Annotated in this window: 12 protein-coding genes; 5 read left to right on the plus strand and 7 right to left on the minus strand. The window is 58.7% G+C overall.

Annotation, left to right across the window (positions count from 1 at the left end; all coding sequences use genetic code 11):
• Positions 1 to 75: 75 nt before the first annotated feature.
• From ASAC_RS02880 to ASAC_RS02895, 4 genes are all read right to left on the minus strand, one after another.
• The gene (locus ASAC_RS02880) at positions 76 to 837 is read right to left on the minus strand and encodes an SDR family NAD(P)-dependent oxidoreductase (RefSeq protein WP_013266482.1); all 762 of its coding nucleotides are present in this window, start codon (positions 835 to 837) and stop codon (positions 76 to 78) included.
• A gap of 39 nt (positions 838 to 876) precedes the next feature.
• Positions 877 to 1,713, minus strand: coding sequence for a sulfite exporter TauE/SafE family protein (locus tag ASAC_RS02885; RefSeq protein WP_048812760.1), 837 nt, complete (start codon positions 1,711 to 1,713; stop codon positions 877 to 879).
• A gap of 104 nt (positions 1,714 to 1,817) precedes the next feature.
• Complete coding sequence (locus tag ASAC_RS02890; protein ID WP_013266484.1) at positions 1,818 to 2,969, minus strand: inositol-3-phosphate synthase; 1,152 nt, start codon at positions 2,967 to 2,969, stop codon at positions 1,818 to 1,820.
• A 62-nt stretch (positions 2,970 to 3,031) separates the two neighbouring features.
• Positions 3,032 to 3,310 carry a U6 snRNA-associated Sm-like protein LSm6 gene (locus tag ASAC_RS02895; RefSeq protein ID WP_013266485.1) on the minus strand — a complete coding sequence of 93 codons (279 nt, stop codon included), beginning with the start codon at positions 3,308 to 3,310 and terminating at the stop codon, positions 3,032 to 3,034.
• A 138-nt stretch (positions 3,311 to 3,448) separates the two neighbouring features.
• Between ASAC_RS02895 and ASAC_RS02900 the strand changes: the two genes are divergently transcribed.
• The 4 genes from ASAC_RS02900 (at position 3,449) to ASAC_RS02915 (ending at position 7,982) form a co-directional block, all read left to right on the plus strand.
• Positions 3,449 to 4,291 (plus strand): fumarylacetoacetate hydrolase family protein, encoded by an 843-nt coding sequence (locus ASAC_RS02900; RefSeq protein ID WP_013266486.1) that lies wholly within the window; start codon positions 3,449 to 3,451, stop codon positions 4,289 to 4,291.
• A 63-nt stretch (positions 4,292 to 4,354) separates the two neighbouring features.
• Positions 4,355 to 5,308, plus strand: coding sequence for an aldo/keto reductase (locus ASAC_RS02905; protein ID WP_013266487.1), 954 nt, complete (start codon positions 4,355 to 4,357; stop codon positions 5,306 to 5,308).
• A 51-nt stretch (positions 5,309 to 5,359) separates the two neighbouring features.
• Positions 5,360 to 6,484 carry a glycine cleavage system aminomethyltransferase GcvT gene (gene gcvT, locus ASAC_RS02910; protein WP_013266488.1) on the plus strand — a complete coding sequence of 375 codons (1,125 nt, stop codon included), beginning with the start codon at positions 5,360 to 5,362 and terminating at the stop codon, positions 6,482 to 6,484.
• Between the two features lie 4 nt (positions 6,485 to 6,488).
• On the plus strand, positions 6,489 to 7,982 hold the full coding sequence (locus ASAC_RS02915) for an amidohydrolase (RefSeq protein WP_013266489.1): 1,494 nt from the start codon (positions 6,489 to 6,491) through the stop codon (positions 7,980 to 7,982).
• Here the strand turns inward: ASAC_RS02915 and hutI are convergent.
• The 3 genes from hutI to ASAC_RS02930 are packed head-to-tail and all read right to left on the minus strand — an operon-like array spanning position 7,968 to position 11,589.
• Entirely contained in the window at positions 7,968 to 9,206 is a 1,239-nt protein-coding gene (gene hutI, locus ASAC_RS02920; RefSeq protein ID WP_052296723.1) for an imidazolonepropionase, read from the minus strand. The genes ASAC_RS02915 and hutI overlap by 15 nt on opposite strands.
• 10 nt (positions 9,207 to 9,216) lie before the next feature.
• Positions 9,217 to 10,629, minus strand: coding sequence for an aromatic amino acid ammonia-lyase (locus ASAC_RS02925; protein WP_013266491.1), 1,413 nt, complete (start codon positions 10,627 to 10,629; stop codon positions 9,217 to 9,219).
• 60 nt (positions 10,630 to 10,689) lie between these two features.
• Positions 10,690 to 11,589, minus strand: coding sequence for an arginase family protein (locus ASAC_RS02930; protein WP_158303781.1), 900 nt, complete (start codon positions 11,587 to 11,589; stop codon positions 10,690 to 10,692).
• A gap of 363 nt (positions 11,590 to 11,952) precedes the next feature.
• On the opposite strand from ASAC_RS02930, the gene ASAC_RS02935 reads away from it, so the two are divergent.
• Positions 11,953 to 13,371, plus strand: coding sequence for an APC family permease (locus ASAC_RS02935; protein ID WP_083774015.1), 1,419 nt, complete (start codon positions 11,953 to 11,955; stop codon positions 13,369 to 13,371).
• Positions 13,372 to 13,547 lie beyond the last annotated feature (176 nt).

A 13,547-nucleotide genomic window follows, 5' to 3' on the forward strand; every position in this document is an offset into this window, starting at 1 on the left:
CCTCAAGTACATTGAGCAGGGGGTCCTAGGATTAAAGCCTAAGCTGGCCTCAGGGGACCTGACGCCTTTTAGTCCTCAAGTGTACCTGCCGCCGTTGATTCCAATTACCTGGCCGGTTATGTTGAGCGAGAGGGCTGGGTCGGCCAGGAAGTAGATGACCTCGGCCACCTCCTCGGGCTTTATTATCCTTCCCAGCGGGTGCATCTGCTCCACCTCCCGCCTTCTCCTTGGGTCGTTGAGTATGTCAGCCACCATGTCGGTCTCCACGAAGCTGGGCGCAACCGCGTTGACCCTTATGCCGTACTTCGCCAGCTCCACCGCGAGCCTCTTGGTGAGCTCAATTACGCCGCCCTTGGCAGTGCAGTAGGCCACGCTGGCCAGCACGTTCCCGGTCTGGCCAGCTATGCTTGCCAGGTTAACCACGGAGGCCCAGCTGGCCCTTCTCAGCAGGTCAAGGAGAGCCTTTGTGACCAGGAAGGGCCCCGTGAGGTCCACGTCCAGCACCTCCTTCCACCTCTCCGGGGTCAGACCCTCGAAGTCGTTGTAGTCAATTATGCCAGCGTTGTTTACGAGGACGTTAACGTAGGGCACCCTGCCGGAGAGCTCCTGGGCGAACTTGGACACGGACTCCCAGCTGGAGACGTCAACGCTGTAGTAGAGGACGCTGCGGGCCCCCTGCGCCCTGGCGTCTGAGGCAGTGCGCTCCGCCGCGTCCTGCCTGCTCCTGTAGGTGAACACGACGTTGAAGCCCGCCCTGGCGAACCTGAGCACGGTGGCCCTGCCTATGCCCCTGTCGCCGCCGGTGACGACAACATACCTCTCCTCCAAGGCGACCACCTCGCCGGCTCAGCGCGATGCCTGGAAAATAAAGCGCGGTCAGAGCGACAGGTGCAGGACCTTGAATATCATGTAGATGCCCACCAGCACTATTATTATTCCATATGCCCTCTGGAGCGTCTTCTTAGGCGCCTTAACGGCCAGCGACGTGCCCAGGAAGCCCCCTCCTACGCCGCCAAGCACGTAGAGCAGCGAGATTATGAACAGGGTGTCGCCGTAAACAGCGTACTCAAGGCCGCCGGCCATGCCGAAGGTTCCGACGCTGAGCAGCGAGGTGCCTATGGCCCTGGTGATGCAGAGGCCTGAGGAGAACATGAGGGCGGGCACTATCAGGAACCCCCCTCCTATGCCGAAGTAGCCGCTTATCAGGCCAACCACGAACCCGAATATGGCCACGAGGCTGGCCACCTTAGCGGTCAGCTTGGGGCACCTGGAGTAGGCCTCAACAACCCTGCTTACCTCCTCGTGGGTCCCGGCCTTGGCGGCGTTCCTGAAGAACCCTATGTAGACGCCGAGGACTATCATTGCTATGGCGAAGTACAGCAGCAGCCTTCCGCCCGGCGTTATGTGCCCCAGGTAGGTGCCCAGGAGGGCGCCGACCACTCCGACGCCCGCGAATATGCCTCCAACCTTAGGGGAGACGTTCCTCTTCTTGAGGTGCATGTAGGAGTTTATGTAGGCGTTCATGCCCACTGCAAGGTCTGTCGTTCCAAGGGCTATGTGTGCCGCGTTAGGTATGCTGCTGAGTCCGACGAAGTAGAGCAGCAATGGGACTGCGAGTATGGAGCCTCCCCCACCTATGAGGCCCAGCGAGAACCCCACCACTACGCCTGAGATCACCGAGAGTATGTATTGCAGCATCGTTACGTGTATCATACTCTCACGCCCCACAGCTATTTACTTGTTTTCAGTATAGTTAACCTGTAAGACAGAAGCTTTATAAGTGTTTATCTTTTAATTAAATATATCCGGGCTGTCGTTCAGATGATGTCAAGCTTCTTGAGCTCCTTGAGCAGGTCCTGGTAGGCGACTATCTTGCTTATGTTCTTGGTGCCCCGGGGCCCTGGCATCTTCATGTAGAACCTGTTAACAGTGGCGTAGCTCCCGTGGACCCCCCTCTCCAGCAGCGACTTGGCTACCGGTACGATCGACGCCATGAGGCCGGCCAGGTTCGACTTGTCGTTTATCCTGGCGTTGACTATCACCTCGTCCCTGAACCCTCCGAAGGACTCGTACTCTATGTGCATGGCGACGAACTTCCTGTCGCCCAGGGGCTCGAGGTAGCCCGTGGGCCTTATGTAGTGGGGTGCGTCGTAGCCGAGTATGTCGGCAACCATGCTGCTCTTGGTGACCTCCTTGGAGTGGTTCCTCTCTGGCTCTGTGAGGCTGAGGAAGTCCGTGTTGCCGCCTATGTTGAACTGCGCCACCGACAGCACCCTGCGGCCCCTCTCAGCCATGTGCTCGAGCAGGTCGGCGGTCAGCGGCGTCGCGCCTGTGGCGGCATCATCACCTAAGACCAGGGCCCCAGCCCTCTCGAAGCGGCTCACGACGCCTGGGCTGTTGGCGGCGGCGGGGGGCGTCAGGTTGATGAAGGCCACGGGGTTCCCTGTCCTCAGCGAGTACTCGCTCGCGGCGTAGGCGTACGCCAGCGTGGCCCCCGCTGAGCACGTGGAGGCCAACTTGACGAACTCGCCCTCGCTCTCGACAAACCTCATGGGCTCCGTGGTTATCACGTTAACGATGACGTCAGGCTTAAGCTTCACGAGCTCAGAGATGAACTCCTCCAGGGCCTGCTGGGGGCTGCCCAGCGCGTCCTCAAGGCCTGAGGCATCTACATCAAGCCCCCTGAGGCTGCCGCAGTGGAGGCCCCTGCTCACAACTATGTCCTTCAGGGTCCTGGGCACCGAGCTGAACGGCGAGAGCTTAGAAGCTATTGAGTACATGTCCCTGCCAACCTTTGAGTTGTCAACGTCATACACTGCGACGACGTCTATGTCCTCCGGCCTGTGGGCCTTCATGTAGTTCACGAGGGGTATGCCCACGGGCTGTATCTCCCTTGCCTTCAGCTTCTCAAGGCCAGCGAGGAAGTATGAGGCGCCGCTGCCGGCGCCTATTAGCACAGTCCTTATCACATGTCCGCGCCCTTCCAAGCTGTTCACCTAGGGATATTTACGCCTTTCACTTTCTGAAAGTCTCACTTGGAGACCACGTCGGGGGCCGCCAGCTCCGGGTTGAAGCTGACGTACTGTACCATGCTCCCCCTTATCAGTATCTTGCCCAGCCTGGCGACTATCTGCTTCCCGTCCTTGACCTCCACGGAGTTGTCAAGCACTAGGTTCATAGTTGAGTCAGTGACTAAGAGCTGGCCCACGTACTCGGTGCCGTCCTTCAGCTTAACGTATATCTGGCTGTCAACCGCATCCCTCAGGTACCTCAGCGGGTTGACGACCCTCTTCTCTTGGCTCGCGGCCACGACTCAAGCACCCTGGTTTTCCGCGTAGAGCCTGTCACCTCATCTTATAAAATTAACCCTCCTAAGCCTCGAGCGGCGTCCTGCGTGGCCTGCAACCGCTTTTAAACTTCCCGAGGTCTTGGTGTCCCGTGACTTGCCTTGAGGCTTGCCTCCGTGCTTGTAGGGGGAGCCCCTCGGCTGGCGCTGGTCGAGGGGGGCCAGGTCTACCTGGCTCTGCTCAACGGCTCACAGGTGGACCCGGCGGAGTTCTTCAGGGACCCGGTTAAGCTCGTGGGGAAGCTGGAGAGGGGGGAGCCCGTCCAGGGGCTCGACAGGCCGCTTGAGCCCCCGGTGCCCCAGCCCTCAAAGATAATTGGCATAGGCAAGAACTACGCGGCCCACGCCAGGGAGATGGGGTCCGTGGAGAGGCCGGTGTTCTTCATGAAGGCCCCAAGCGCCCTGACGGGGCACCTCCACAGCATTGAGGTGCCTGAGTTCATACAGAAGCCGGACTACGAGGGCGAGGTAGTGATAGTCATTGGCAGGGCAGTGAAGCACGCTGGCAGGAGGGAGGCCCAGGAGGCCATACTCGGCTACATGGCTGGGAACGACGTGACCGCCAGGGAGCTCCAGTACGACGAGAGGCTCCCCTGGTGCCTCTCAAAGAGCCTGGACACTTTCTCGCCGACGGGGCCCTACGTCAAGGTCCTCGAGGACTACTCCGAGCTGCAGGGCTCGTGCGTGGAGACCTATATAAATGGCGAGAGGGTCCAGCACGGCTGCGCCGATGAGATGACATACGACTTTGCCGATATAGTGGTTGAGCTCTCGAAGTACATGAAGCTCTACCCCGGGGACCTGATATTCACTGGGACCCCGCCGGGCGTTGGACACCCGAGGGGGAGGTACCTTAAGGACGGCGACAGGGTTGAAATAGTGGTCAGGGGCCTCGACCCCCTGGTTAACGTCGTGGCCAGGCCCCCGGGGCCAAGGAGCTCATAGCTTCCTTCAAGTAAAAGCTTCAATTTAAAACTCCTAGTTCTTCGTTCAGGAGGGGTGCCCTGTTTGGAGTACACGGAGTTCGGGTCAACCAAGGAGAAGGTGCCCAGGATAGGGCTTGGAGCCTGGCAGTTCAGCGACGCCTGGGGGGTCACGGACTACCAGAAGGCAAAGGCTGCAATAGCCAAGGCCCTGGAGCTTGGCATGAACTTGATAGACACGGCCATGGTGTACGGCAACGGCATGAGCGAGAAGTTCATAGGGGACGCCATAAGGGAGCTTGGGGTCCCGAGGAGCGAGGTCTTCATAGTAACTAAGATACCTGGCCACTTCCTAAGCTATGACGACGTATTCAGGGCGGTCGACGGGAGCCTGAGGAGGCTCCAGACCAGCTTCATAGACGCCCTTGAGGCCCACTGGCCGCCGGCGTGGCACAACATACCCACGTGCGAGTACGCCAGGGCCTTTGAGAGGCTAGTAGAGATGGGCAAGGTCAGGTACATAGGGCTGAGCAACTACCCTGTGGCGCTGATAGAGGAGTTCAGGTACTGCCTGAGCAGGCACGACGTGGAGGTGCTGGAGCTGAGGTACAACATAGTTGAGAGGCAGGCGGAGCAGCAGCACATACCGTATGCCGAGGCTAACAGCATGACCGTGCTCGCCTGGAGCCCGCTGGCCCAGGCCGCCATACTGGGTAAGTACACGCTTGAGGACGTAACTAAGTTCAATGACGTCAGGAGGAACAACCCGCTGTTCAGGCCCGAGAACTACTCGCAGATACTCCAGCTCGTTGAGGAGCTAAAGGAGGTTGCAAAGAAGTACGACAAGACTCTGTCACAGGTGGCCCTCAACTTCCTGCTCAGGGCCAGCAGCGCCGTGCTCCCGATACCCGGGGCCAAGTCGCCTGAGCAGGTCGAGGAGAACGCTGGGGCCACGGGCTGGGCCCTCTCGTATGAGGACTGGAGGCGCCTGGACGAGGCGAGCAAGAGGCTCAGGATATCATACGTTGACATACTATGAGTGGGAAGCCCTCGCCACTTTTTATTCTTCCCAGGCCCTTGGCCCGCAGGTGTGAGCTTGGCCCTCAGGACGGTTCAGCTCTCCTCCCTTCATGAAGGCCTAGGGGCGTCCTTCGGCGAGTTCGCCGGCTGGAGCGTCCCCATGGTTTACACCTCAACCATGGAGGAGCACATGGCCGTCAGGACCGACGTGGGCATATTTGACATAAGCCACATGGGGAGGCTGAGGCTCACGGGCCCCGACGCAGCGGAGCTCCTTGAGATCGTGTTTACCAAGAAGGTCTCTGCAACTAAGGAGGGCTTCATGAGCGGCCCCACACTCGCCCTCACGGAGCTGGCCAGGGTGATCGACGACGAGATGTGGTACAGGGTCTCTGACAACGAGTGGCTTGCCGTGCCAAACGCCGCCGTCACCGAGAGGATGAAGTCGCACCTGCAGCAGGCGGCGTCCTCCAGGGGGCTTAAGGTGAGCCTCGAGGACCTGACCTCGACGTATGCCATGCTGGCCATACAGGGCCCGAGGAGCCCCGAGGTAATGGAGAGGATGGGCCTCAAGGAGGCGGGCTCCCTGAAGCCCCTTCAGTTCCTCCTCAACGTTGGCCTGGGCGACGCCAGGGCCTTCCTCGTGAGCAGGAGCGGCTGGACCGGCGAGGACGGCTTCGAGGTGTGGGCCGCCCCAGGCGACGCCGAGAGGATATACAGGAAGGCCCTTGAGCTGGGGGCTAAGCCGGTGGGCATAGCGGCGAGGGACACCCTCAGGATAGAGATGGGCTTCGTGCTCGGAGGCAACGAGTACGGCGAGGACCCCCTCAAGTTCCCCTGCGCCCTGAGCCTAAGGTATGGCCTGGGGGCCATAGACTGGGGCAAGAGGGGCTTCATAGGTGAGGAGGCGCTCAGGGCGTGCAGGAGGGAGGGGCTGAGGTGGGTCAGGGTCGGGTTTGAGATGAAGAAGTCCTCCGCCAGGTTCATACCGAGGAACGGCTACAAGGTGATGGTTGACGACGTCGAGGTCGGCTGGGTGACGAGCGGCACCTTCAGCCCCGTGCTGCAGAGGGGCGTCGGGCAGGGCTACCTTGACGTGAGGTACGCCGTCTTCGGGGAGACGGTAACTATAGTGGACGAGAGGGGCAGGTCAGGGGAGGCCAAGATAGTTGACTTCCCGCTGATAAGGAGGTAGCCCCTTGAGGGCCACGGCCTTCTACGGCAGGATATACGTCTCCTTCAGGCCGCCCAGGGCAGTCGACTCCCTGCTGGCCGTGAACGGCAGGGTGGTGCTGGAGGGCGACCGGGGCAGGGTTGAGAGGGCCTGCAGGGAGCTTGAGTGCGAGGAGGTGGACATAGACAGGGGCGTGGGGCTGCCGGGCTTCATAGACGCCCACATGCACCTCAGCGGCCTGGCAATACAGGACAGCGGCGTCGACCTCAGGGGAGTTGACAGCCTGGACGAGCTGAGGCGCAGGGTCAAGGAGTTCCTCGAGAGGCACCCCAACGTCACAGCTGTGCTGGGCAGGGGCTGGGACGAGTCAAGGCTCAGGGAGAGGAGGCCTCCCACCTCGGCCGACATAGACGACGTAGCGGGCGACAGGCCCGTGATGTTGATAAGGGTCTGCGGCCACGCCGCCGTGCTGAGCTCCTCGGCCATGAGAAGGGTTGACCTGAGGGGGCTCGAGGACTACATAGACATAGGCCCGGACGGCAGGCCAAGCGGCCTGGTCAGGGAGGGGGCCGTGATAAGGGCGCTCAGGCAGCTCGAGCCGCCGCCCGAGGAGTACATGACCTACGTCGCCGAGGAGGCCAGGAGGCTGGCCCTGCAGGGGGTGACCACCGTAGGCTTCATGAACGTGCCGCTTAAGCTCATGGCCGGCCTGACCTCGCAGCCCCTGCCCCTCAGGCTCAGGCTCTACCTTGACGCCGACAGCGTTGGCCTCCTTGAGTCCCTTGGCGTGGCTGGCGGCTTCGGAAACGACCTGGTCAGGGTGATGGGGCTCAAGGCGTTCGCCGACGGCTCCCTCGGCGCCAGGACGGCTTACCTGAGCGAGCCCTACTCGGACGACCCTGGGAACAGGGGGAGGCCGCTGCTCGGCCCCGAGGAGCTCAGGTCCCTGCTGGCCAGGGCCTCAAGGCTTAGGCTGCAGGTGGCTGTGCACGCCATAGGTGACGCGGCCCTCGACGTGGTCCTAAGGGGCTCCGAGGGCCTGCGCGGGTGGCTGAGGGTGGAGCACGCCTCACTCGTGAGGGACGACCAGCTCCCGGCTCTCTCGGGCCTCCGGGTGGCGGTGCAGCCCATGTTTGAGGTTGACGACTTGCCGTGGATACACAAGAGGCTGGGCCAGAGGGTCAGGTGGGCCTACAGGTTCAAGTCCATGATTTCAGCGGGCGCCGTGGTGGGGCTCTCCACTGACGCCCCAGTGGAGCCCGCCGACCCGTGGACGACGCTCTCGGCCGCCGTGAACGGCGTTGAGGGCGTGGGGGAGAGGCTGAGCGTGGCTGAGGCCCTAGACGCCTACACCAGGGGCTCCGCCGAGGTCCTCATGGACAGGGACGTGGGCAGCCTTGAGGTAGGCAAGATGGCAGATCTCATTATAGCCTCAGGGGACCCCCTGGAGGTCGAGCCCGGGGAGCTGGGCAAGCTGAGGACGCTGGCCACTTACCTTGGGGGCTCAGGGGTTCAGTAAGTCCTTGACCGCGGAGCCGCGCCTGATAACAACCAGTGCCCTGTCCCTGCCCCAGTCATACCCAAGCTCGCTGACCCTCTCAAGGTCCCACACCACCAGGTCAGCCAGCTTCCCGGCCTCCACGGACCCCCTGTCGCTCAGCCCCAGCGAGAGCGCGGCGTTAACCGTGGCGGCGGCCAGGGCCTCAGCCTGCGTCAGGCCGTAGAGGTAAATTGCAAGGTCAATAGCTGTCTGCATCGACGGCATGACGCTGTTCGCGCTGAGGTCGCTGCCCAGTGCCATGGGCACGCCGTACGCCCTCAGCAGGGGCACCGGAGGCCTCGAGGAGCCCATGGTAGCCATGAGGCTTGCCGGCAGGAGGCCAGCCGTGGATCTTGAGGCGGCTATCGCCTTCACGGACCTCTCGTCAGAGACCTCCAGGTGGTCAACCGAGGCGGGGCCCGCCTGGGCCACGGCCTCGGCGCAGCCTATCCTGGCCAGCTGGTCCGCGTGAGCCCTTGCTCCTAGGCCTACAGCCCTGGCTGACGTGAGTATAAGCCTTGACTCGTCAGGCGTGAAGGCACCTTCATCGCAGAAGACGTCCACAAAGTTAGCTAACCCTGCCGCCCTCCTAACTAGGTCGTTGGCAAAGCCCTTAACGTACTCCTCCCTGGCCCTCCCCTCCCTGGCCTCCTCGGGCGGCACGTGGGCAAGCAGGGTTGGAACCACGTCGACCTTTGCAGTGCTAGACGCCTCCCTCGCAACCCTAAGCAGCCTGAGCTCGCCCTCGTGGTCGAGGCTGTAGCCGCTCTTGACCTCAGCCGTCGTGGTCCCCAGGTGAAGCATCAGCCTGAGCCTCTTGACTAGCAGGTCCCTGAGCTCCTCGTCGCTGGCCGACCTCGTGGCCCTGACGGTCCTGTATATGCCCCCTCCTCTCCTGAGGATCTCTGAGTAGCTGACGCCGCTCAGCTTAGCCTCAAGCTCGTCGTCCCTGCTGCCGGCGAAGACCGCGTGGGTGTGCATGTCAACAAGTCCTGGCGAGAGGAGCCTTCCACCTGCGTTAAGCTCAAGCCCTGCCCTGTAGGTTCCCCTAACCTCGCCTCGCTGGCCTACCTTAGCTATGTAGTTGCCCTTAACCGCCACCTCGCCCCCTGCCAGGACCTTCACTTGGGAGGCCCTAGTGACGGGCCTGAACTCAAAGAGGACAACGTTAGCATTGTATATAATTAGGTCGGCCTCGGGCAAGGGCGCCACCTCAGGCCAGGTTCACTATGAAGCTGAGGCCCGAGAGGCCGGCCTCCCCCACTACCTTGGCCAGCGACCTCTCTAGGGCGTCCTTAGGGTCATCGAGGGGGAGCCCCCTGGCGACCTTGGAGGCCTGTGAGGCCAACGCGTCCTCGACGGCTATCAGCCTTGCCAGCACGGCCGTCGACCTTAGCAGCTCGTAGGAGGAGTTGGGCGCCATTGAGACCACGTCCTCCTGCAAGCCGCTGGTAGGAATGGAGTGCACAGATCCCGGGGAGGCCAGCTGGCGGAGCTTGGCAGCAAGCGACGCGGCCGTGTACTGGTAGATCATTGCTCCCACGACGGTGCCCTTAACTGCCAGGAAGTCCGGGAGCCCTGTGGTGGCGGAGCTCAGCAGGTGGGCCGTCCTCCTCTCTATCATGTTGCCCACGTGCGCCAGGGCGACCTTAGCCATGTCTGACGCCATGCCTGCAGCCGAGGCGTGGAAGTTGCAGGCGTGATACACGCTGTCATTATAGACGAACGGGTTATCTGACGACGAGTACGCCTCCGCCTCAAGTAGCTTGGCAGCAAACCTGAGGACCTCGAGGGCTGAGCCGTAGACCTGGGGCACGCACCTTATGCAGTAGGGGTCCTGAAGCCTCGGCGACCTCTGACAGTCAACCTTAAGCGAGGCTACCACGTCCTTAACTCCCTCAAGCCTCTTGCTGTTGGCCACCGCTGTAGAGAAGTGCTGGGGGTTACACCCCGTGACCTCAAGCGTCTCGCTCATTACATTGAGGGACTCGCCCAAAAGCCTCAGGGAGGCGCAGACCCCCAGGGAGGCCATGGCGACGCTGAAGGCGTTGCTGTTAATTATAGCCAGGGCCTCGCCCGGCCCAAGCTCCAGGGGCTTAAGCCCGGCGGCCTCAAGGGCCTCCCCGCAGCTAAGCCTTCTGCCCCTCACGGTTGCCTGCCCCTCCCCGCTGTAGATGCACCTGGAGATCCTGGCGAGCGGCGCCAGGTCGCCGCTCGCGCCCACGCTGCCCTCCAGCGATACAGCTGGAACTATGTCGTAGTTTAACGAGTCGACGAGCCTCTGCGCCACCTCGGGCCTCACGGGCGCGAAGCCCTGGGCCAGCTGGGACGCCCTCACAAGCATGGCCGCCCTGACCACCTCCCTTGGGGCCTCAGGCCCAATGCCGAGGTCGTGCTCCCTGAGGACCTGGGCCTCCCTGCCCCTCCACGTGCCCTCCTCGGCCGAGGCCAGGGCCCCGAGGCCGGTGGAGTAGCCGTAGACCTTTCCCAGCGAGGCCCCGGCCTCGTAGGCCTTCCTGGACCTTGAGAGCAGCTGGAGCGACTCCTGGCACATGCTAACTGGGGAGTTAACAGCGACGTTACATATGTCTTCAACGGTCAGCCTCTGGCCCGCGCAGACCTTCAAGGCATGCACCTGTGCGCACTGGCAGTTCAAGGTATTAGAGTCGGCGGCCTTGACAAGTAATTACTTCATGTTCATCGAGACCAGCGATCTCTGTACAGCCCTTAGAAGTAGGGCAGCTGCCAGCCTAGGCGTAGAACCTGTAACGTCTGCCCCTGGCACTACCTCGACTACGTCTATTCCCACGACCTTAGCTGATGACGCTATTGTATCTATTACGCTCATGCTTTCGAAAGGAGTCATACCAAGAGGGGTAGGACTGTTGACTCCAGGCGCAAAGGCTTGGGCCAGGTGATCCATATCTATGCTCAGATAGACTTTGGAACCAGCTACTAGCGACCTTAGCCTCTCAAGAGACGACTTGAAGTCCTTTAGCAGTTCGACCCTGCTGATAATATCAACTCCCAGCTCCTTAGCTCTAGAAGGGGCGTAAGGAGGGTTTACATACTCAGATACTCCGACGACAAGTGCCTTGACTTTAGTGGCTTCAACTAACTCCCTTAGCCACGATCCACTGGTAACGCCTTCCGTCAGTTTTCTTATATCATAGTGTGCATCAAGAACTACCAAGGAAGCGCCTTGCTCTACGAAGGGCCTAGACGTCCAGTTAGTTATTGAGTGGTCGCCTCCAATGAAAATAGCCGGAACCCCTCTGGACATCGCTACCTCCATGACGTGCCTTGAGGCTTCAACAACCCTTCGGCCGGTCTCTATAATATCGCCTCCTACAATATCAATGTCACCCATATCATCAAAACCCCACCTTAGCTCTCCAAGGTCTTCGGAGAGTGGTGTCAGCGAGTAAAGTTCTGTCCTTATGGCTGAAGGGGCAAACCTAGCCCCGGGCCTGCCAGCAGTTGACCAATCCCATGGGACGCCAGCAAGCGGAATTAAGGGCTCTACTTCTCCAACTCTCCTGTCATAAGGGTCCTTCAAAAAGCGGGCCCTTTTGACTAGACTCAAGCTTTCACCTACCTTATAGTGTAGCTGCAACAGCCTTTTTAATGTAGTGCCATCGAACAGCATCCACTTCTTCACTGGATATGTTCCTAGACCTCTAAGAAGTAACACTAGATGTCAGCCACAGGAATTCAGGAGCTAGTTTATGTCAAGGAATAATGTAGTGGAGGGAACTGTATGGAGGCTTAAGAGTCTTCATGTAAATGGTTATGAAGGGTCTATTTAACTCATTTTAGATATTTTAGAAATTAATAAGTTAGGAACATTGTAAAGACATATATAGCAATGAGTGTTAGTGTCCAAATGGTATACATACTTAAATACGAGTCTAATCAAAACATATAAAACAGTAATTGGTGATGTAACTTGTCCCACTCACAGGACGTCAGTTCTAGTGGAAACGAAGGTCTAGCGAGAGGGATACTCTCGCCATGGCTAATAGTTGCCAATGGGTTGGCAGCTAATGGGCCTGCCGCAACGGCCGCGCTTTACTTTACAACATTAGCAGGCCTCGTAGGCGGCTCTCTGCCGCTGGTTCTGCTTCTTGCTTGGTTGATATATGTGGGCATGACATACATAGTGTACGAGTGGAGCAAAAATATAACATCGACGTATCTTTGGGCTGTAATGCAGAAGAAGGGCTTTGGCAGCTCGTACCTCTCCTTCGTAATAGGGGGATGGGGTTACTGGTATTATTATATAACGGGCGCGGCCGGGTTTGCAATTCTGGGCATAGCAGCATTCATATCACTGATATTTCCTTCGTTTTATCAAACTCATCCATGGATATGGATACCGATAGCAATAGCGGTTGCTGCAGAGGTCTGGGCAGTTGTTTATACGGGAGCTAAGGTCAGTACAACGTATAACTTGATAGCAGGGCTTATCGAGGTGGCCTTCCTGCTCTTAACGGGTTTAATATTGGTCCTTATGTTTATTCATAAGAACACCTTCCTGCCATTTACACCAATCCCGCTAGGCAAGGACTGGCCAATCATACTTACAACTATGATTTTCGCAATAACTACATTCGGAGGCATGAACCAAGCAGTGCCCCTAGGTGAGGAAGCTATAGACCCTAAGAGGACTGTTCCTAAGGCGTTAGCCTGGCTGGCGTTCCTAATAGGGGTGCCAATAATATTCAACGCCTACGCGCAGGAAATAGTCTATGGCGTTGATAACATGTTTAAGTACTCTCAGCTCCCTGACCCTGGAATAATTATTTATGGTAGTGTGTTAGGTTCCATCGCAGCCATAATATTCGCCGTTTTAGTGATATATGCGTTTGACGCCTCTGCCGTGGGCTTCCTGAATTCTGCAGTGAGAGCTGGGTATGGCATAGCAAGAGATGGCATCCTTTTCCCTAGCTGGTTCACGAAACCTAACAAATTTAAGGTACCAGGGAAGAACGTCACAGCTTCAGCTATAATAGTTACGGGCACTGCCATAGCCTCAGGTCTAGTATGGGGTCCTGTGATGGGAAGCGTCTTCTTGCTCACCTCAAACGGTTACTTTAACTTTATCAATCACCTTCTGGCATCAATAGGGCTAGTGAATTTCAAGAGGAAGAGAGGGGAGAGGGTAGGCGCTGGTCTGATAGCGGTTGTAATAGCCCTAGTACTGGCTTTAGGAGCGGCCATAGTGCTTTCCGCTATGGCGCCTCCACCGCTAGACTATGCCGGCCTTACATCGTTAGTATGGTTCATCATAGGAAACATAGTATACTTAGTAGAGAAGAGAAGAAAGCCAGACAACATGAAGAAATTTGGTGAATTCACACTATGACTTTACCTTTATCATAACGTATACATCATAGCTTTTTTGCCAATGATCATATAAAGTTTCAGATAAGCTACTACAGCTACTACTAACAAGGTCAGCTTGATGTAAAAAGCCGGCAGTAAGCGATGTAAAGAGCATCTAGAGCTATCAGGAAGTGTAATATAAGGTGTAATATAGAT

The organism is Acidilobus saccharovorans 345-15 (assembly GCF_000144915.1).
In the GTDB taxonomy this organism is placed as follows: Archaea; Thermoproteota; Thermoprotei_A; order Sulfolobales; family Acidilobaceae; genus Acidilobus; species Acidilobus saccharovorans.